This window comes from Mangrovibacillus cuniculi (assembly GCF_015482585.1).
GTDB lineage: Bacteria > Bacillota > Bacilli > Bacillales > R1DC41 > Mangrovibacillus > Mangrovibacillus cuniculi.
Genome location: NZ_CP049742.1, coordinates 1,110,344 through 1,129,018, shown reverse-complemented (window position 1 = coordinate 1,129,018; position 18,675 = coordinate 1,110,344). Strand labels below are relative to the sequence as shown.

At 36.2% G+C, this 18,675-nt stretch carries 17 protein-coding genes; 4 read left to right on the top strand and 13 right to left on the bottom strand.

What is annotated here, in order from left to right; all coding sequences use genetic code 11:
- Positions 1–129 precede the first annotated feature (129 nt).
- Together G8O30_RS05700 and G8O30_RS05695 are read right to left on the bottom strand one after the other, a co-directional pair.
- Positions 130–429 (bottom strand): hypothetical protein, encoded by a 300-nt coding sequence (locus G8O30_RS05700; protein WP_239674015.1) that lies wholly within the window; start codon positions 427–429, stop codon positions 130–132.
- Between the two features lie 152 nt (positions 430–581).
- On the bottom strand, positions 582–1,217 hold the full coding sequence (locus tag G8O30_RS05695) for an SDR family oxidoreductase (RefSeq protein WP_239674014.1): 636 nt from the start codon (positions 1,215–1,217) through the stop codon (positions 582–584).
- 120 nt (positions 1,218–1,337) lie between these two features.
- On the opposite strand from G8O30_RS05695, the gene G8O30_RS05690 reads away from it, so the two are divergent.
- The gene (locus tag G8O30_RS05690) at positions 1,338–1,925 is read left to right on the top strand and encodes a hypothetical protein (RefSeq protein WP_239674013.1); all 588 of its coding nucleotides are present in this window, start codon (positions 1,338–1,340) and stop codon (positions 1,923–1,925) included.
- A 31-nt stretch (positions 1,926–1,956) separates the two neighbouring features.
- Here the strand turns inward: G8O30_RS05690 and G8O30_RS05685 are convergent, their stop codons facing one another.
- The gene (locus tag G8O30_RS05685; RefSeq protein ID WP_239674012.1) at positions 1,957–2,652 is read right to left on the bottom strand and encodes a DUF421 domain-containing protein; all 696 of its coding nucleotides are present in this window, start codon (positions 2,650–2,652) and stop codon (positions 1,957–1,959) included.
- A gap of 267 nt (positions 2,653–2,919) precedes the next feature.
- On the opposite strand from G8O30_RS05685, the gene G8O30_RS05680 reads away from it, so the two are divergent.
- Positions 2,920–3,420, top strand: coding sequence for a hypothetical protein (locus tag G8O30_RS05680; RefSeq protein ID WP_239674011.1), 501 nt, complete (start codon positions 2,920–2,922; stop codon positions 3,418–3,420).
- Here G8O30_RS05680 and G8O30_RS05675 read toward each other — a convergent pair.
- The 6 genes from G8O30_RS05675 to G8O30_RS05650 form a co-directional block, all read right to left on the bottom strand.
- Entirely contained in the window at positions 3,408–3,857 is a 450-nt protein-coding gene (locus tag G8O30_RS05675) for a staygreen family protein (RefSeq protein WP_239674010.1), read from the bottom strand. The two genes, G8O30_RS05680 and G8O30_RS05675, sit on opposite strands and share 13 nt — an antisense overlap.
- 155 nt (positions 3,858–4,012) lie before the next feature.
- On the bottom strand, positions 4,013–4,810 hold the full coding sequence (locus G8O30_RS05670; protein WP_239674009.1) for a hypothetical protein: 798 nt from the start codon (positions 4,808–4,810) through the stop codon (positions 4,013–4,015).
- 111 nt (positions 4,811–4,921) lie between these two features.
- The gene (locus G8O30_RS05665) at positions 4,922–6,367 is read right to left on the bottom strand and encodes an alanine/glycine:cation symporter family protein (protein WP_239674008.1); all 1,446 of its coding nucleotides are present in this window, start codon (positions 6,365–6,367) and stop codon (positions 4,922–4,924) included.
- Between the two features lie 268 nt (positions 6,368–6,635).
- Positions 6,636–9,080, bottom strand: coding sequence for a DNA topoisomerase IV subunit A (parC, locus tag G8O30_RS05660; RefSeq protein ID WP_239674007.1), 2,445 nt, complete (start codon positions 9,078–9,080; stop codon positions 6,636–6,638).
- A gap of 3 nt (positions 9,081–9,083) precedes the next feature.
- Positions 9,084–11,054, bottom strand: a complete 1,971-nt coding sequence (gene parE / locus G8O30_RS05655) for a DNA topoisomerase IV subunit B (protein ID WP_239674006.1) — start codon at positions 11,052–11,054, stop codon at positions 9,084–9,086.
- A gap of 203 nt (positions 11,055–11,257) precedes the next feature.
- Complete coding sequence (locus G8O30_RS05650; RefSeq protein ID WP_239674005.1) at positions 11,258–11,674, bottom strand: CoA-binding protein; 417 nt, start codon at positions 11,672–11,674, stop codon at positions 11,258–11,260.
- Between the two features lie 157 nt (positions 11,675–11,831).
- Between G8O30_RS05650 and G8O30_RS05645 the strand changes: the two genes are divergently transcribed.
- Both G8O30_RS05645 and G8O30_RS05640 read left to right on the top strand, forming a co-directional pair.
- On the top strand, positions 11,832–13,016 hold the full coding sequence (locus tag G8O30_RS05645; protein WP_239674004.1) for a GTP-binding protein: 1,185 nt from the start codon (positions 11,832–11,834) through the stop codon (positions 13,014–13,016).
- A 28-nt stretch (positions 13,017–13,044) separates the two neighbouring features.
- On the top strand, positions 13,045–14,124 hold the full coding sequence (locus G8O30_RS05640) for a metal ABC transporter solute-binding protein, Zn/Mn family (protein WP_239674003.1): 1,080 nt from the start codon (positions 13,045–13,047) through the stop codon (positions 14,122–14,124).
- A 25-nt stretch (positions 14,125–14,149) separates the two neighbouring features.
- Here the strand turns inward: G8O30_RS05640 and G8O30_RS05635 are convergent, their stop codons facing one another.
- From G8O30_RS05635 to G8O30_RS05620, 4 genes are all read right to left on the bottom strand, one after another.
- Positions 14,150–15,040: a glycine betaine ABC transporter substrate-binding protein gene (locus G8O30_RS05635; protein WP_239674002.1), complete on the bottom strand. Its 891-nt coding sequence runs from the start codon at positions 15,038–15,040 to the stop codon at positions 14,150–14,152.
- A gap of 13 nt (positions 15,041–15,053) precedes the next feature.
- Positions 15,054–15,692, bottom strand: a complete 639-nt coding sequence (locus tag G8O30_RS05630; RefSeq protein WP_239674001.1) for an ABC transporter permease — start codon at positions 15,690–15,692, stop codon at positions 15,054–15,056.
- Complete coding sequence (locus G8O30_RS05625) at positions 15,685–16,641, bottom strand: ABC transporter ATP-binding protein (protein WP_239674502.1); 957 nt, start codon at positions 16,639–16,641, stop codon at positions 15,685–15,687. The genes G8O30_RS05630 and G8O30_RS05625 overlap by 8 nt, the downstream gene beginning before the upstream one ends.
- 155 nt (positions 16,642–16,796) lie before the next feature.
- Complete coding sequence (locus G8O30_RS05620) at positions 16,797–18,545, bottom strand: glycosyl hydrolase family 18 protein (RefSeq protein WP_239674000.1); 1,749 nt, start codon at positions 18,543–18,545, stop codon at positions 16,797–16,799.
- Positions 18,546–18,675: the final 130 nt, after the last annotated feature.

Below are 18,675 nucleotides of genomic sequence, written 5' to 3'. Positions count from 1 at the left end.
AGAGAGGAAAAGTAAATTATACCAATTCCCTCATAAAACCTAATAAATTCCTGGACTTTCATTATTAGGAGTGAATATAACATAACGTAACAAAGCGATGACAATGTTACGGGTAGATCAATAAACGGGTTACTTTTTCAGATTTTCTTGTTTAATAGAAACTATATGCGCCAATTCTTCATTTCCAAAAAGAGAAAGTACCCCCATTAACGTTGTGAAAGATATCTCACCAGCTTCTTCTTTAGGAACTGTTAAGTCGGTCATTTGCTGTAAAATTGGGTTTTTCGCTTGATCTGGATATGCTTCTAAGTAGACCGTATGAGGATCTAAGTCATTATTCACGCACCATTGCGCAAAAACTAAGACCATCATGTGTTCATCTTTTTTATATTGTTCAATAATTTTGTCTTGAATTTGTCGGTCACTCATTTAAATGCTCCTTCACTGTTTCATAAATAGTAGTATATCAGATATTGATGATGAAATAGGTAGGAAAATTTAAGACCGTAGTAGGTGAAGTACCCTTATATAGAAAAAATCCGCCACAAGAACAAGTGTTCTCACAGCGGATTTTTAGCACTTTATAGATTGGAAACGGCTTCTTTTATACTTTGGTCGCCATTTGTCATTTCAAATAGTTTTCGACTAGTATTGCTTGTTTCTAAACTTTCTACAATAGTAGAAGCTACATCTTCACGTGTAACCGTAGAAGTATAATCTACCGTTTTACCTACAGTAATAAGTCCAGTTCCTTCGTCATTTGTTAATGTAACTGGACGAACTATCGTATAATCAAGTTCGGTATTTAATAAAAAGGCATCCGCCTCTTGTTTCATTTGAAGATAGTGTTGTAAACCTTCTGGCCCTTTGTCAGGTTGTTCTGTACCTACAGAACTTAACATAACGAATCTATTTACACCTTTTTCTAAAGCAGCTTTCATTAGGTGTATTGCTGCATCACGGTCAACTGCTGTTGTCTGTTCAGGTTTTGCTCCACCACCGGCACCAGCTGCAAATATGACAGCATCTTTTTTCTGAAGAGAAGAGGAGAGATCCTCGGTTAAGTCTGCTAAAATAGGACGAGCTTTTAATTGTTCCATTGTTTCTACTTGCTCTGGTTTTCTAACAATAGCATAGACTTCATGTCCGTTTTTCACTAATTTTTCTACGATCATTTTACCTGTTGTTCCATTAGCTCCTGCTACAACTACTTTCATCAAAAACACCTCCGTTAATACTGTACCCAGCCAATGTCGCTTTAAACATAGGTAAGGAACCTTGCAATAAACAATAGGAAAGGCTACCATTAAGGAAAATGAATTAAAGTGAGGATCCATATGTTAAAGAAACGTTACCAAGAATTTTTATCTCAGCATTCACAACAAAACGTTCCATTACAAGTTAGTGAACAAGAATATAATTATGTAAACCAATACTCTGAAATGAATGCAACAAATCTAGAAGTACTAGAAAAGCCAGAAAAGATTCTATCTCCGTATGTTGAAAGAGTGGAGAAAGAAACAGAAGAAACAGTAAAAATGATGGATGAAACGTTTTTACAACAAGATTTTAGCTTTTTATACCGTAAAAAGTCAGAGTATGTGTATATAGAATCGAAGTGGTTTGATGTTATTGCTATGGAAAGCTTATCAATAGAAGTAGATGATGTTTTTAACAATATAGAACTAATGTTCGGTTTAAGGCTGCAAAAGAAAAAAATGGACGAAATTAAGTCGTTTTTAACAGATCAGTTATCTCTAGAAAAGGGGAGACTTAGCGTTCTTTTTAACGGTCAAGATGGTTTATTTGATATAAATATTTCTTTAGAGACACTACCGAATTACCAAGAAGAAATGTCGTTCTCAGAAATTCTCAGTGCCTTATATGATTTGTTATTTACATTACACGTAGATCTAGAAACATAATCTACCGATTATTCAAACCAAGTGAACAATGTCACTTGGTTTTATTTTGTGTAGGCAAACAAAAGAATCCATCATCTTCTCGCCATTCCCCATATAACACATCTTCAAAATTAGTAAGGCCGTACTGTTGAATCTGGTTCATTAACCATGATTCAGTGAAACCTGATTGTTCTAAGTTATCCAAATCAACTACTCCATCACTAATAAGAGAAATAGGTAAATACACTGCCTTTGCTGTCATTTGGAATTCACTTGTAGTAGGAGTGTCATAGGGATATTTTTTTAGTGCACTGATTTTACCATTAGGCTCTAAGATAGCAAATTCAACTTCTCGAATAGAAAAGATATCCTTTTCTGTACGCAGCATCTGTAGTAGCTCGTTAATATCTAATTTGTTTTTGACTAATTGTTCTTTGTCAATTATTCCATTTCTAATTAAGATGGATGGATTTCCTTCCAGAAATGAACGGGTATGTCTAAATTTTTGGGTGATGTAAAGCACACCGTAAACCAAAACAGTCCAAACGACAATCGCATATAAAATGCTCCAAATCGTTACATCAGGATCGAATATACCGTTTCCAACTAATTCGCCAAGGACGATAGCAGAAATGAAGTCGAACGCAGTCAATTGAGAAATCTGTGTCTTACCTAGAATCTTAGTAGAAATTAAAAGTGCAAAGAAACCAGTAATTAATACAGCGCTTATATGAAGAATAATCGACATGTGAAAACCACCTTGATTAACTAATATATAAAGTAGCTTAACCAGAGCAAGCAAAGATATGAGGAGGTAGGTAAACTTGGTGACTTTACTAAAAAAATTAAAAGGTTTACATAATATAAAGTATAGGAAGTTGAACAATAATAATAAAAAACGTCTCAATTCATAAGTAATCTTATGATATTGAGACGTTAAAAGAAAAATGTAATGATTTTTACTTTGTTGGTCACACTATTCACTAGTAAAGTAAATTACATCGAGGTGTCCGAAATGTCCTATAAATTAAAACATGTTTCTAAGCGCGATGCTCGATACATTTTATATGCATTACTATGTTTACCGTGGTTATTACTTCCGTTTATCGGGAAAAATACATTTAAAACGTATGGTCCAGCAGCTATCTTTATGGCTCATCTCATACGTATCGAATCCGAGATTGCGGAAAAAAGAAATTGGTGGAAAATCAAACCTGTCATTCGTCCATTTAATAGATCTGAATCACCTTTAATTTGGGGAATATTCTTTATTGGCTCATTGGTTGTTTTAAAATGGTTTTACGGAAGATTTTGGTTGTATCTAGGTGCTAATCTCGTTTTGAATGCGCTATTTTCTTATCCATTTTATTATATAATGAGAAAACTTGGAATTGCTAAATTTGTTCGTTTGTCTAGAGCAGGAATGATGTTTCTCTTTTTATTAAAATCCATCATCATGTATGGGTATCATTGGTATTTTATTGATTCTTCTAAAAAAAGTACTCAAACTAAATAATCTCTAACCCTTCCCATCATATTGGTTTGCTGGAACACTGGTATAGACGATTGAAAATGGGTAACAATTGGAGCATCCAACAACCAAGGGCAATGTACAAAAAATGAATAATCACCGTACATCATTGCCCTAAGTGCTAGTGAAAGTTCCTTCTGAAATATCTCGTAACGAATACGACTTTCCTCAAAAGTAAACTCTCCATTAGTTATATATACATATATATTTAGTTGATACAGACCTAGTTGCCGGTCCCACTTCCCCACTACTTCATCACGTTTATCTTGGTCAATTACATTGTTGTATACTTTGCACCCTATATATAAAAACAAATCCCCTGTTTCATCCGAATGTGTTAACGTGTACGTACGATTATCTAAGGGTCCAAAGACGGTTGTCGGTGGTAATAATGTCGTGGTCAATTTTTCTGGAGTAAACATACTATAATCACTCCTTATGATTTTGTCTTTGTATACTATATGTCAAACGCCTAGTTCTGTGCACTTTACAAAGACTTATCAAGCGATCTATATGAATATAAATAAAGGCAAATTTGATGGTAGTCAAATTTGCCTTTATTTATATTCATACCTCTTTATTTAACGGACGGAGCCGGGACCCAACTAGATGTTATCACGTTCCACTTTCCTTGATCGTAATAATACATCGTTTCTACCGTACCAATGTTATCAGCTTGATATGCACCGTTGATGGATTGATAACCCTTTAGCCCTTTTCCTCTATAGCCTTTGATCTTTACAATCTGATAAAAAGATGTGGGGTTTACCATTAATTCTGTCGGTTCGTTTAATTTACCGTCTTGATATAACCCTAAGCGATTGTAATCTTCTTTCCTCGAAGATAAGTCCACAGTTATGGTTTCCAATCCAGGTATTTTAATAGATGCCTGGTAGTGATCTAGAAATCGCCCTTCAATAATTGGTGAATCTGGAAGAGGGATATTCCTTACCTCTCCACCCTTAAGCGTATCCAATTGATAATTGTAAAACCCGCCACTACCGCCTGTTGCGCTAAAATAAAATAAATCTTTTACCCCATCATGATTTAAGTCTTCAAATACAATTTTTGGCTCGTATCCATCCTCATATTGTATTTTTTTCGTTGATGATTCAGGCATTGTTATGGTTGCTTCTACGCTTGTAAAAAATGGTGATTTTTCTTCAAAAGGAGTTCCATATAAATCTATTTGATCTTTCTTTTTATCACCAGTTACATCAATGGATTTTTGTTGAATTAACAGTGGTTTTAATGTTTTTTCACCTGTTTCGGATTCTACTACTTCTTGCTCTGATACCACAGATCCAGCTAAAGCATGTAAGCTCATAAAAAAGAATGCGCCGAACGCTAGCATTAGTTCTTTTTTTCCTGTCATGGTTGAATCCTCCTCTAATTTTCCTTATTTTTCTCTAAAGAAAGGAAAATTATGTGCGAAATAACCAAAAAAAACACCCAAATCAAGTTTGGGTGCCTTAAATGAGTATACTTACTTTTGTGACGTTGGCTTCTTTTCCCACGCCTCTACATTCGGTAAGTTAGGAATAGAATCAGCGTAAAACACAGGGTTTTTGCCTTGTTTTCGTTGATTTGTGTAATCCTTTAGAGCAGCGATAGCAATTCGTCCTAATAACACAATAGCTAGGATATTAATTAGTGCCATGATTGCCATAAATAGATCTCCCATGTTCCATACTGATTGTAATGGTTGAGTTGTACCGTAATATACCATTCCAATTACTGCTAAACGATAGAGTGTTAGTGCTACTTTGTTATTACGGATAAACTCTAAATTTGTTTCTCCATAATAGTAGTTACCAACGATAGAACTAAAAGCGAATAAGAAAATTAATACTGCTAAGAACGGTGCACCAACAGCTCCGACAAACTCACCTAATGCATTTTGAGTTAGTTGAATTCCGTCTAACTCTGGATTCGTATAAACACCTGACAGAATAATGATAAACGCAGTGGCAGAACAAATTAGAATTGTATCAAAGAATACACCTAATGACTGAATGAAACCTTGTTTAGCAGGGTGAGATACAGTCGCGGTTGCTGCTGCGTTTGGTGCAGAACCCATACCAGCTTCATTAGAGAAAAGACCACGCTTAATCCCAAACATAATTGCAGCACCCATTCCTCCACTAACAACTTCTCTTAATCCAAAAGCGGACTCTACAATTAGTGAGATCATTGCTGGGATTTGTGTGATGTTTGTCAAAAGGACAAAGATTGCTACAAGAATGTAAATGATGGCCATTACCGGAACAATCGCTTGAGAAAGAATAGCAATGCGGTGAATTCCACCAAAGATAACAATACCTGTAATAACAGCTAGAACGATACCAACTAATTCAGGTTGTACTCCAGCTGCTTCTTCCATGGCAAGTGCAATCGTATTTGATTGGATGGAGTTAAAAATTAAACCAAAGCAGATCATGATGATAACGGCAAAAATAATTCCTAACCATCTCTTATTTAACCCTTTTTCCATGTAGTAGGCAGGTCCACCTCGGAATGCTCCACTGTCATCTTTTACTTTGTAGATTTGAGCTAGTGTACTTTCAATAAATGCCGAAGCACTACCGATTAAAGCAATGATCCACATCCAAAAAACAGCTCCAGGGCCACCACCCGCGATAGCAGTTGCTACTCCTGCAAGATTACCTGTTCCAACGCGAGATGCGGCGGAAATAGTGAATGCTTGGAAAGAAGAAATTGTTTTCTTTCCTTCTGTTGATAATGTTTCTTTTTCAGTTAAAAGACCAAACATCTCTTTTATGTACCTAAATTGTACAAATTTAGTGCTAATGGTAAAGTAAAGGCCCGCACCTATTAATACATAAATTAGGACCCAACCCCATAATTGATCATTGGCAACATTCACAAAGTTATTTATTCTTTCTGCAAATGTTATAGAGCTAAAAAACATATAAATCCTCCTTTTTCAAAGCAACACTTACTTTACCAAATATAAAATGATTGTACAATAGTTTTTTATTTCCTGTGTTATGTTTTCTGACATGTATAGAACATACGTTTTTTCATACCACTCAATTATTACTATTGCCATTTGGTACTACTTCAGTCTCTTTAAATAAAGGAGACTCATCTAAGAACAAGCCACATCACGTGGTTAACGATGAGTTGTTACTAATCACGAAACAAAAAAAGAGGAAACGTCTCCGTCTCCTCTTTTCTTATTTCGTCTCTGGCTTGATTGCCGTAGAGACTATTGGGTACATAGTAATTACCGTTCCTTGGTCCGTATCATCTACATAGAACGATCCATTTGAATACCTCTCTCCGAAACGTAAATCACCAGTAGATACTTCCTCTACATACCCTTTGGTTGTAACGAGATGCACTAGTACATCCTCCTCTGTCACAACTAAACTTACTAATCGATGCGGGTTGTTTTTTAATTCTCTTAACATGACAGAACCACGTTTAGCTCTGCTTGATTTCTCAAACTCATTTAATTTCATTTTTTTCATTGCTCCACGCTGTGTTGTAACAATGATATTTGGAGAAGTGTTGGCTCTGATTAAGCCAGCTCCTATGACCTTATCATCCTCTTTTAAGTTAATACCTTTTACACCTGCTGCTCTTGCACCTACTAACGACACTTCTTCTACACTAAACCATAGGCCATAACCGGTTGCGGTTGATAAGAACACATCATCAGCGTCAGTTGCCAGCATAACAGATATTAATTCATCACCAGACTTTACATTTAAAGCAACAAGAGGCTTGGAATAACGTTGAGCTTTATAAAGACTTAACTCAGATTTCTTGATCATCCCATTTTTCGTGACAAATAGAATGTATTGCCCTGTATCAAAGTTGCTGACATGTTCCACATGAATAACTTGTTCATCTTTATCGATTGGCACAATGGTTCCAATGTGCTGACCCATATCTTTCCACCTGATATCTGGTATTTCATGAATCGGTAGGAATATGTAATTTCCTTTGTTTGTGAAAGCAAGCATAGATTCGGTCGTGTTAACCTCTTTTGCAAAGATACAACGATCCGTTTCTTTCATCGCCAGGTCTTGTCCACCTGAAGCGGAATAAGAACGTAAACTAGTTCGTTTTAAGTAACCATCCTGCGTTACAGTTAACATAACGTCTTCACTCGCTACTAACACTTCCAAATTAATCTTTAACTCTTCAATCTTTTCTTCAATCAAAGTTCGTCTGCCATCAGCATATTGCTTTTTCACTTCTCTTAATTGCTTTTTTATTACACCCGTAAGTTTCGATTCACTATTTAGGATCTCTGTCAGCTCTTTAATCTTTTGATCCAGTTCATCAGCCTCTTGCTGAAGTGCTGTTATGTCTGTATTCGTTAATCGATATAACTGTAAGGAGACAATCGCTTCAGCCTGCACTTCTGTAAACTGATATTTAGAGATTAGATTATCCTTTGCATCACGTTTATCTTTAGATGCTCTGATTGTCGAAATAACTTCATCTAAAATTGACAGAGCTTTCATTAATCCCGCAACGATGTGTTGACGCTCTTTCGCTTTTCGTAAGTCGAATTGAGATCTTTTAGAAATCACTTCTTTTTGATGCTCGATATATGCATCTAGAAGCTCTCTTAATCCCATTAACTTAGGTCGTCTATGATGAATGGCAACCATATTAAAGTTGTATGTAATTTGTAAATCTGTATTCTTATATAGGAAATTTAGAACTCCTTGTGCATCTGCTTCTTTCTTAAGCTCTACAACTACTCGAAGTCCTGTACGATCCGTTTCATCTCTAATTTCGGAAATTCCTTCTACTTTACGGTCTAAACGAAGCTCGTCCATTTTTTTCACTAAATTAGCTTTATTAATCTCAAATGGAATTTCTGTAATAACAATTTGTTGTCTACCGCCGCGAAGATCCTCAATTACGGCTTTCCCGCGAATCATCATTTTTCCTTTTCCAGATTCATAAGCTTTCTTTATTCCATCTACCCCTTGAATAATACCGCCTGTTGGGAAGTCAGGACCTTTAATGATAGTCATTAAATCGTCCACAGAGCAATCTGGACGATCAATTCTAAGAATCGTACCATCGATGATTTCTTCTAGAGAATGAGGTGGTATTTCTGTTGCATATCCAGCAGAAATACCTGTAGAACCATTAACTAAAAGATTTGGAAAACGAGCTGGCAGAACAGTCGGCTCTTCTGCAGTATCATCAAAGTTAGGAATGAATTCTACTGTTTCTTTTTCGATATCTCTCAATAATTCAGAAGAAATCGCTGATAGCCTCGCTTCTGTATAACGCATTGCGGCAGGTGGATCTCCGTCAATACTTCCGTTGTTTCCGTGCATTTGAATTAATAAATTTCTAACTTTCCAATCTTGACTCATACGTACCATTGCATCGTAAACAGACGTGTCACCGTGAGGGTGATAGTTACCAATTACGTTCCCAACAGTTTTAGCTGATTTTCGGAAATTTCTTTCGAACGTATTTCCATCCATATGCATGGCAAAAAGAATACGTCGTTGAACTGGTTTTAATCCATCTCGTGCATCTGGTAGTGCGCGATCTTGAATAATATATTTACTGTAGCGACCAAAACGATCACCTACAACATCTTCTAATGGTAAATCTTGATACCTTTCAAACAATGACATAGATTAGTCCTCCTTCACGACCGAGATGTTTTCGTTTTCTAAAATATTTTGGTCGTCATCAAGGCCAAACGCTACGTTATTTTCAATCCACTTTCTTCTCGGTTCTACTTTGTCGCCCATTAACGTGGTAATCCTTCTCTCGGCACGAGCAGCATCGTCTATTCGAACGCGAATTAGTGTTCTAGATTCAGGATTCATGGTCGTTTCCCACAGTTGGTCTGCATTCATTTCTCCCAAACCTTTATAACGTTGAATCATATAACCTCTGCCAACTTTCTTAATTGCACCATTTAATTCTTCATCTGTCCAAGCGTATTCAATCACTTCTTTTTTTCCAGACCCTCTACTAACTTTGTAAAGAGGCGGAAGCGCAATATAGACTTTTCCAGCTTCAAGCATCGGTTTCATGTAACGGTAAAAGAACGTTAGTAATAATACTTGAATATGAGCGCCGTCCGTGTCAGCATCTGTCATAATGACAACTTTGTCATAATTCATATCACTAACCTCAAAGTCAGGACCAACACCTGCACCAATAGCATGGATGATGGTATTAATCTCTTCATTCTTAAAAATATCAGCTAATTTAGCTTTTTCTGTATTAATTACCTTACCTCGTAGTGGTAACACAGCTTGGAATTTTCGATCTCGACCTTGTTTTGCAGAACCACCTGCAGAGTCACCCTCTACAAGATAAAGTTCGTTTCGGTCAGGATTTCTCGACTGTGCAGGGGTTAACTTACCAGACAAAACTGTTTCCGATTTCTTTCTTTTCTTCCCACTTCTTGCTTCTTCTCTTGCTTTTCTAGCAGCTTCCCTTGCCTGAGCAGCTTTGATTGCTTTTTTAATTAGTAAGTTAGCAGTATCTGTGTTCTCTTGAAGATAGTAAGCAAGTTTCTCTGAAACGATTGCATCAATAGAAGAACGCGCTTCGCTAGTTCCTAATTTCCCTTTTGTTTGTCCTTCAAATTGAAGTAACTCTTCAGGAATTCGGACAGAAACAATCGCTGTTAAGCCTTCTCTAATATCTGATCCTTCCAGGTTTTTGTCACGATCTTTAAGCAATGACATTTTTCTTGCATGTTCATTAAATACCCTAGTCATGGCAGACTTGGCACCAGCTTCATGTGTTCCACCATCTTTTGTACGAACATTATTTACAAAAGACAATACATTCTCTGAAAAGCCATCATTGAACTGAAAAGCATATTCCATTTCAATTCCGTTTGATTCACCTTCAAAGAATACAACCGGGTGAATTTCATCTTTATCTTCATTTAAATACTCTACAAATGCTTCAATACCATTCTCAAAATGATACACTTCTTCTTGATCATGACGTAGATCTCTTAAAACAATTTTCATTCCTTTTAATAAAAAAGCAGATTCTCTTAATCGTTCTGATAACGTATCAAAGTTATATGTAATTGTGGAGAACATGGTTGGATCTGGTTTAAAATGAACAGTAGTTCCTGATTCTTTTGTTTTCCCTATCTTTTCTAATGTAGAGACAGGCTTTCCACCATTTTCAAATCGCTGCTCATAAATGATGCCATCTCTTTTAATTGTAACGGTTACCCATTCAGATAAAGCGTTCACAACCGAAGCACCAACACCATGAAGCCCACCACTTGTTTTGTAACCACCCTGGCCAAATTTTCCTCCTGCATGGAGCACCGTGAAAATTACTTCTGGAGTAGGCTTACCGAGTTTATGCATACCAGTAGGCATACCTCTACCCTTATCAATTACTTCTATACTGTTATCTTTATGTATGCTTACGATGATTTCGTTTCCGTATCCAGCAAGGGCTTCATCCACCGCGTTGTCTACAATTTCATAAACTAAATGGTGGAGTCCTCGTGCATCTGTTGAACCAATATACATACCAGGTCTTTTACGCACTGCTTCTAGCCCTTCTAGTACCTGAATGGCATCATCGTTATAATCGAATTGAACTGGCTTTTTTGCCACAAAAACTTCCCCCTTTATAAAACAACGTGCCCATAAAGAGCACGACTTTCCATTTCAACCAAAACGAACGTTTGTTCTTACGATACAAGAGTGTCGTTCCGTTGGCAACTATGACCTATTTTATCGTGAAAACGACTTTGTGAAAACGTATTTTTACAGAAAAGCTATAAAGTTTAAGGAAAAATGAAGCAAAATTCGTCTTTTTATTTCCTTTTCGTCATGCTATGTTCTACTTTAATGCAGCGGTCCATGATTACTTGGAATCCGTTTTTCACCAACTCGTTGTAAAAGTTTTCATCTACAACACCTAGTTGAGTCCAAATAATAGGTTTATACTTTAGCGACAAAATACCAGGTAACAAGTCTTGTAAAAATTCTGGTCGACGGAAGATATTCACAATGTCCACTTGATCATTTAAGTCATCAAGATGATCAAATGCTTTTTCACCTAATGATGTATTAATTGTAGGATTTATTGGGATTATTTTATATCCAGCTTGTTGCATAGCTGCAGATACCATATATGATGTTCTTGTAGGGTTGTCACTAAGCCCTATAACAGCAATTTTTTTACTACTACGGAGTATTTCTCCTAATTCCTCACGAGTCCAATCTTTCATTATATAATCACCTCTTCTCTTATTATGGTATGAGACTTCGTGTTTTCATGCAACAAAAGTGTTGAAAACAAAATCGTAATCATTATGGTTTACAGATGTTATTCACCATGTTATTGTTTAAAGCGGAATCATTACGTATACAATTAGAGGTGTAAAGATGAAAAAAGTCCCTGTTACAGTGTTAAGTGGGTATTTAGGTTCTGGTAAAACGACGTTATTGCAACATATTTTAAAGAATCGTGAAGGGTTACGTGTCGCTGTCATTGTAAATGATATGAGCGAAATCAATATAGATGGAATGCTCGTAAACAATGAAGAATTCATTCGTTCCGAAGAATCATTAGTAGAAATGCAAAATGGCTGTATTTGTTGTACACTACGTGAAGACTTAATGATTGAAGTAAACAATTTAGTACAAAAAGGAAACATTGATTACATCGTTATTGAATCAAGTGGGATAAGTGAACCAATCCCGGTTGCACAGACATTTGTTTATGAAGATGAAACTCTTTCTATTCAGTTGGCAGATGCAACAAGTTTAGATACAATGGTTACCGTTGTGGATGCAAATCGTTTCTTTACAGATTATGAATCTGGAGAAACATTAGTAGAAAGACAACAAGGAGTAGATTCAGAAGATCATCGAGATATTGCAGACTTATTGATTGATCAAATTGAATTTGCGAACGTTATTATACTAAATAAAGTGGATTTAGTGGAAGCGCATGTGGTAGAACAACTTGTACACTTGTTAACAACGATGAATCCAGAAGCAAAGATCTATCCGACAAGCCAAGCGAAGATTGAATTGAATAAAATTCTTCATACCAATCTTTTTGATTTTGACAAGGCCTCTCAAGGAGCTGGTTGGATTAAAGAGTTAAACAATGAGCACGTTCCTGAAAGCGAAGAGTACGGAATTTCCTCTTTTGTTTTTCGAGCTTCAAAGCCGTTTCATCCAGAAAGATTAATGAATTGGATGAATCAATGGCCGATGGAAATTGTTCGTTCTAAAGGTTTCTTATGGTTAGCTACTCGTAATAACATGTCCGGTTTACTATCTCAAGCTGGATCCTCTGTTACTCTTCAAGGTGCAGGAGAATGGGTAGCAACATATAGCGAAGAAGAACAGAAAGAACAATTTAAAGAAGATCCCTCTCTTCTAGAAAATTGGCACCCTATTTTTGGGGATAGAAAAAATGAGATCGTTTTAATCGGTATCCATATGGATGAGGAAGAAATCAGAAACGATTTAGAAAAGTGTCTATTAACTAATGAGGAACTAGAGCAAGATTGGACTTCGTTTAAAGACCCGCTTCCGGAATTCCTTATTTCGGAATAACGATAAATATAAAAAAAGGAGATATAAAATGAAGAAAAATATTTTTGCAGTAATTGGACTAACTGCAGCTCTTTTATTAGCCGGTTGCTCTTCTTCTAACAAAGAAAACAACTCAGGAAATACAGAGGAATCCGCTGATCAACTAACAGTTTATACCACTATCTTTCCTCTAGAGGATTTTGCAAAAAAAATTGGTGGAGAGTATGTCGATGTTAAATCAGTTTATCCAAATGGCGTTGATGCACATACTTACGAACCTAGTACAAAAGATATGACAGAAATCGCAGAAGCCGACCTTTTCTTTTATATTGGAATGAATTATGAAGCACTTACGCAAGTGGTAGAAGATACAATGGTTAATGAGAAAGTTTCATTAGTAAAAACAGCAGAAAATATTGAATTGATCTCTTCGAATGAAGGCGTTCATGTTCATGAAGAAGAAGGCCACAGTCATGACGAAGAACATGCTCATGAAGAAGAAGGTCACAATCATGACGAAGAACATGCACATGAAGAAGAAGGTCACAATCATGACGAAGAACATGCTCATGAAGAAAAAGGTCATGAAGGTCATAATCATGGTGATGAAGATCCGCATGTGTGGTTAGACCCCAAAAGGTCAATTCAGTTAGCAGAAGCAGTAAAAGAAGCACTAGTAGAAAAAATGCCTGAACAAGAGGAAACATTTAATAAAAACTTTGAAACGTTAAAGTCTGAATTAACAGCTTTAGATCAAGAGTTTACAGATGCGCTTTCAGCATATGAAGAAAAAGAAATTTTAGTATCCCACGCAGCATATGGATATTGGGGAGATCGATATGGTTTAGAGCAGATAGCTGTTACAGGACTATCCCCTACGCAGGAACCTTCTCAACGTGCTTTACAAGGTATTATTGAAGAAGCGCAAGCTCATAACATTAAGCATGTTTTATTTGAGCAAAATATCTCCCCAAAAGTTGTGGAAGTAATAAAAAATGAAATTGGTGCAGATAGCTTACAATTGCATAATTTAGAGGTTGCCACGGAAGAGGATCGCTCTTCTAACGAAACATATATCAGTCTTATGAAACGTAATTTAGATGTGCTAAAGACAGCACTAGACAAATAAAAAAATCCCCATTAGGGGATTTTTTTTATTCTATTAAACCCGCTTCCTTTAAGAAGTTGATTGCAACTTGCTTAGGGTCTTCTCCATCAATATCTACCTTTGCATTCATTTCTCGCATTTGATCCTCTGAAATTTTACCTGCTAATTCATTCAGCACGCCTTCTAGTTCAGGATATTGCTCTAACACTTCCTCACGAACTACTGGAGCAGCAAAATAAGACGGGAAGAATTTTTTGTCATCTTTCGCATAAGCCAACTCAAAACGATCAATCCGAGCATCTGTTGTAAAAGCTGGAATAACATCTACTTCTTTATTTTTCACAGCTTCGTACATGATGTTAGGATCAAAGCTCTTTTTTTCTTTAAACTGAAAACTATATGCTTCTGCCAAAGTATCATATCCATCTTCACGCTCATAAAATTCATGAGGTCCTCCAAAAGATAGGTCTCCTGACTTTGTAGCTAGGTCAGTAAATGTCTCTGCATCGATACCAGCATCGTTACGATACGCTAATACATACGTATTTTCGAAGCCAAGCGGCTCTAACCAAGTAGCATTTAATTGCTCTTCATAGCCAGCACGTACTCTCTTAAGAATTTCATCTGCCGTTTCTCCTTCTTTCGCTTTTTCTTTTAATACGGCCTCTAATCCAGTACCAGAGTATTCGACGTAAATGTCAATGTCTCCTTTTTCTAACGCTGGTGTAAGGATCGTTACCTCCCCTAATCCTTCATCAACCGTGACTTCATAATCGGTCTTTGCTTGAATATATTCAGACAGGATGTGTGGAAGAATATATTGTTCTGTCCATTTCTTTCCTGATATTTTTATCACATCCTCCTCATTTCCTCCTCCGTTTCCGCATCCAGCTAAAAGTAGCATCATTCCTAGACTTAGTCCTATTAATTTCTTCATAATAATCTCTCCTTTATGTATGTAAGCCTTTTGGTGTTGCTTTTTTTTCAATGAATCGTAACAATAAATCAAACCCTATCGCTAACAAAGCAGAAGGAATTGCACCAGCAAGGACCAAATTTGAATTGTATGTGGATAAACCACGATAAATAACATCACCTAAACCTCCTGCTCCTACAAAGGTTGCTAATGTTGCAACACCAACTGTCAGTACGGTAGCAGTTCTAATGCCGGCCATTAATACCGGAAGTGATAATGGCAACTCTACTTTTTGGAGAATTTGCCATTCTGTCATCCCCATTCCTTTTGCTGCTTCAATAATACTTCGGTCTACACCGCTAATACCCGTATAGGTGTTACGTAAGATTGGTAGTAAAGCGTATATAGTCAATGCTAATATAGCAATGGTATTGCCGGTACCTAAGAATGGTACCAAAAATCCGAATAGTGCTAAACTAGGAATTGTTTGAAAAATTGCTGTAATCCCAATAAACCACTCTGCCAGTCGTTGCTTCCTTGAAATGATGACTCCAAGCGGCACTGCAATGATTAATGCTATTACAATAGAAACGAAAGACAAGTATAAGTGTTGTAGTAAAGAAGTCCACAACAAATCTTGTCTACTAACTACGGTATCCAAAAACTCACCCAACAGAAGTCCTCCTCTCTTCTAAAGCTTCTAGTAAGACACGAACCAAGGTATTTGTTTCTACATATACATTTTTATCTTTTATTCCAACCATTGGCTCTCTTAATTGATATGCTTTTAAGAGGAAATCATGGATAGAGAAATCTTCCGTTACATACATTACATCATTTTCATCTACTTGAATGTTTCTAAAATAAGATAAATAGTCCTTCAAAAATTGTTTACCAGTCTGCCTATTTCCGATAAAGCTCTTAACGAACGATGTCTCAGGATTAGTTGTAATATCTTCTGGAGTACCTAGCTGCACTAATTGACCTTTATGTAAGATAGCTAGTTTATCTGACATCTTTAATGCTTCATCCATATCATGTGTTACAAAGACTACTGTTTTCTGTATTTCTTTTTGAATAATTTTTAATTCATCTTGTAGTTTTTCACGCGTAATGGGATCTAGTGCACTAAAAGGCTCATCCATGAGTATAATTGGAGGTTCTGCTGCTAAAGCTCTGATTACCCCTATACGCTGTTGTTGGCCCCCACTAAGCTCAAGTGGATACTTATATCTATAGACATTTGGATCAAGACCTACTAAATCCATCAACTCTTCTGTTTTCGATTTAATCTTTTGTTTTTCCCATCCAAGTAGCTTAGGAACGATTGCGACGTTTTCTTCTACTGTCATATGTGGTAATAATCCTATTTGTTGAATGACATAGCCAATAGATCTTCGCAATTCCACTGGAGACTGTTTCAATATACTGTTTCCTTCTATAAAAATATCTCCACTTGTTGGTTCTATTAAACGATTAATCATTTTCATCGTTGTCGTTTTACCACAGCCACTAGGACCAATTAATGAGACAAATTCACCTTTCTCTATTTTTAAGGATAAATTGTCCACACCAATTGTTCCATCTTGAAACTGTTTCGTAACTTGCTTGAATTCAATCATTTCTCCACCTACCATTATTTACTTCCTACCAATAAACGTTACCCTAAATCCACTCCTTTAAACGATAAGAACGAGCTTTAAACAGTTTATTTTATGAATTTCTGCGAAAAATATGAAAAACCCACTTTGACTACATCAAAGTGGGGTACATCTTTCTATAAATTAGGCATAGCATCTCCTCTGGCCTCTAGCGTTAAAAAGGTATCATGGAGCGTAGCGAATGCATCATCTGTTCCGAAGAATCTCGCCCATGTTGCCACTCCAGCTAAGTTATATTTGTTTGTTATTTTTGCTCTTTTCTTTAAAGAAGTTTCATTTTCCAACCACATTTTGTATGTTACATTTCCTTCTTGGTAGGAGACGAAATCTTGCCCTGTTTCTTCCTCATAAATAGGGGTCAAATTTCTTTCCTTTATCCATTTAGCGGCTTTTGACATACTTAATGCTTCAGATGACACACTTATATCTCCTGCATCTGTTACTTCTTCTTTCCATAGTCGTGTATAAAGAGGAACTCCTAGTACTACCTTTTCAGATGGTACTTGTTCTAAAAGTCGTTGTAAGTTTGCCTCTACCCATGGAATACTTGCAACAGATCCAGCGACTGGAGAAGATCCCCAGTGCTCATCATAAGCCATTACCATCATATAATCGACTACCTCTGCCAACTTTTCTCTCTCTAAGAAAGCACTCCAATTACCAGAGGTAGAAATAAACGTGACGTCTACAGAAACCACTTTCCCTACTTGATGGAGAGAGGCACTTACCTCTCTTACAAACTGGGTAAATAATGGGCCATCTTCTAAATTGACATTTTCAAAGTCGATATTAATTCCGTCCAATTTATAGATAGCAACATAGTGAAGAAGCGTATCAATCATTCTTTTCCTAGTTTCGTAGTCTTTTAATACTTGATGTGTGAGCTCAGGATCAAAATTATTTGAAAACAATGCCCATACATGATAATCACGACTCTTTGCCCACTCCATATAAGAGGAAGATGCTAGATTCTTAAGAGTTCCTTTTTCATCTTCTAGATGAAACCAAGTAGGAGAAACGACATTTAATCCATCCATTTTACCCAAATTAGACGGCGTTGGGTTTTTTGTATATACCGCTTCCCAAGTTAAGCGTATTGGTTCATTAATAGGCGCAGAAGGATAAATGGGAAGTGGACTATTAATAACAATCGCTTCTTCCTCTTTATGATCAACACTATCTTGGTTTACATACCCTTTCGTACCGTTCTTCGTTTCCACATATAGCATATCTCCTTTTTCAGAAAGGATTTGAATTTGTTCATGTATCTCTATTGTCTCATAATATGGAGAAAGTAAGGATGGTTCTTGACGAAGCTTTACTTCATCAATTAATGGTTGTTTAATAATCGTAGCAGTCGTTCGTTTGCCTTTGTCTTTTGCTAATTTTAATTCACCATTCTTTAGAATGGTAAATTTTACAGGGTATACTGCTTCAATCATTTCTTTGGATAAATATGCTTCTCCAGATTCCGTCACGTATGCAGGAATGGAAAGCTGGTTGATGTCATCATTTATTCTTACACTTTTTTCATTTTCTTTTAAAAATACAATGTTTTTTGACGGTGTTACAATCACCATTGTTTGATCCTCGTTCATATGAATTCCATCATCTATGTTCTCTATTAAAAAGTTGACAGATATATAGTTTTCTTTCTCCACAAGTATACGTGTATTTATTTGTTTTTCCTCGTTTACCCAAACAGCTGAGATGTCGCGTTGATAATCTATTTTTATGGGTGAGCCATTATATATAAGATAAAGAATGGTACCTCCAGTGGATAATAAGGCAAATAAAAAAATACTTATCCGTAATACATTGTTTTTGTTTCTAGTTTTGTTGTATTCTACTAAAGGTGTATTCATCGATCAATCTCCTCTCTTTTTTATCCTACTAAAATATGAGGAAAGTCTAAAGGTAAATTAATCATTTAAATGTGAGAATTTATGGTTAGAAACAGATGTTTGTCATAAATTATTTTCCATCACGTACACT

What these genes read in the sequence shown, in the direction of transcription:
- G8O30_RS05700 (WP_239674015.1), bottom strand. Translation starts at nt 429, where the DNA reads ATGAGTGACCGACAAATTCAAGACAAAATTATTGAACAATATAAAAAA.
- G8O30_RS05695 (WP_239674014.1), bottom strand. Translation starts at nt 1,217, where the DNA reads ATGAAAGTAGTTGTAGCAGGAGCTAATGGAACAACAGGTAAAATGATC.
- G8O30_RS05690 (WP_239674013.1), top strand. Translation starts at nt 1,338, where the DNA reads ATGTTAAAGAAACGTTACCAAGAATTTTTATCTCAGCATTCACAACAA.
- G8O30_RS05685 (WP_239674012.1), bottom strand. Translation starts at nt 2,652, where the DNA reads ATGTCGATTATTCTTCATATAAGCGCTGTATTAATTACTGGTTTCTTT.
- G8O30_RS05680 (WP_239674011.1), top strand. Translation starts at nt 2,920, where the DNA reads ATGTCCTATAAATTAAAACATGTTTCTAAGCGCGATGCTCGATACATT.
- G8O30_RS05675 (WP_239674010.1), bottom strand. Translation starts at nt 3,857, where the DNA reads ATGTTTACTCCAGAAAAATTGACCACGACATTATTACCACCGACAACC.
- G8O30_RS05670 (WP_239674009.1), bottom strand. Translation starts at nt 4,810, where the DNA reads ATGACAGGAAAAAAAGAACTAATGCTAGCGTTCGGCGCATTCTTTTTT.
- G8O30_RS05665 (WP_239674008.1), bottom strand. Translation starts at nt 6,367, where the DNA reads ATGTTTTTTAGCTCTATAACATTTGCAGAAAGAATAAATAACTTTGTG.
- parC (WP_239674007.1), bottom strand. Translation starts at nt 9,080, where the DNA reads ATGTCATTGTTTGAAAGGTATCAAGATTTACCATTAGAAGATGTTGTA.
- G8O30_RS05650 (WP_239674005.1), bottom strand. Translation starts at nt 11,674, where the DNA reads ATGAAAGATTGGACTCGTGAGGAATTAGGAGAAATACTCCGTAGTAGT.
- G8O30_RS05645 (WP_239674004.1), top strand. Translation starts at nt 11,832, where the DNA reads ATGAAAAAAGTCCCTGTTACAGTGTTAAGTGGGTATTTAGGTTCTGGT.
- G8O30_RS05640 (WP_239674003.1), top strand. Translation starts at nt 13,045, where the DNA reads ATGAAGAAAAATATTTTTGCAGTAATTGGACTAACTGCAGCTCTTTTA.
- G8O30_RS05635 (WP_239674002.1), bottom strand. Translation starts at nt 15,040, where the DNA reads ATGAAGAAATTAATAGGACTAAGTCTAGGAATGATGCTACTTTTAGCT.
- G8O30_RS05625 (WP_239674502.1), bottom strand. Translation starts at nt 16,641, where the DNA reads ATGATTGAATTCAAGCAAGTTACGAAACAGTTTCAAGATGGAACAATT.
- G8O30_RS05620 (WP_239674000.1), bottom strand. Translation starts at nt 18,545, where the DNA reads ATGAATACACCTTTAGTAGAATACAACAAAACTAGAAACAAAAACAAT.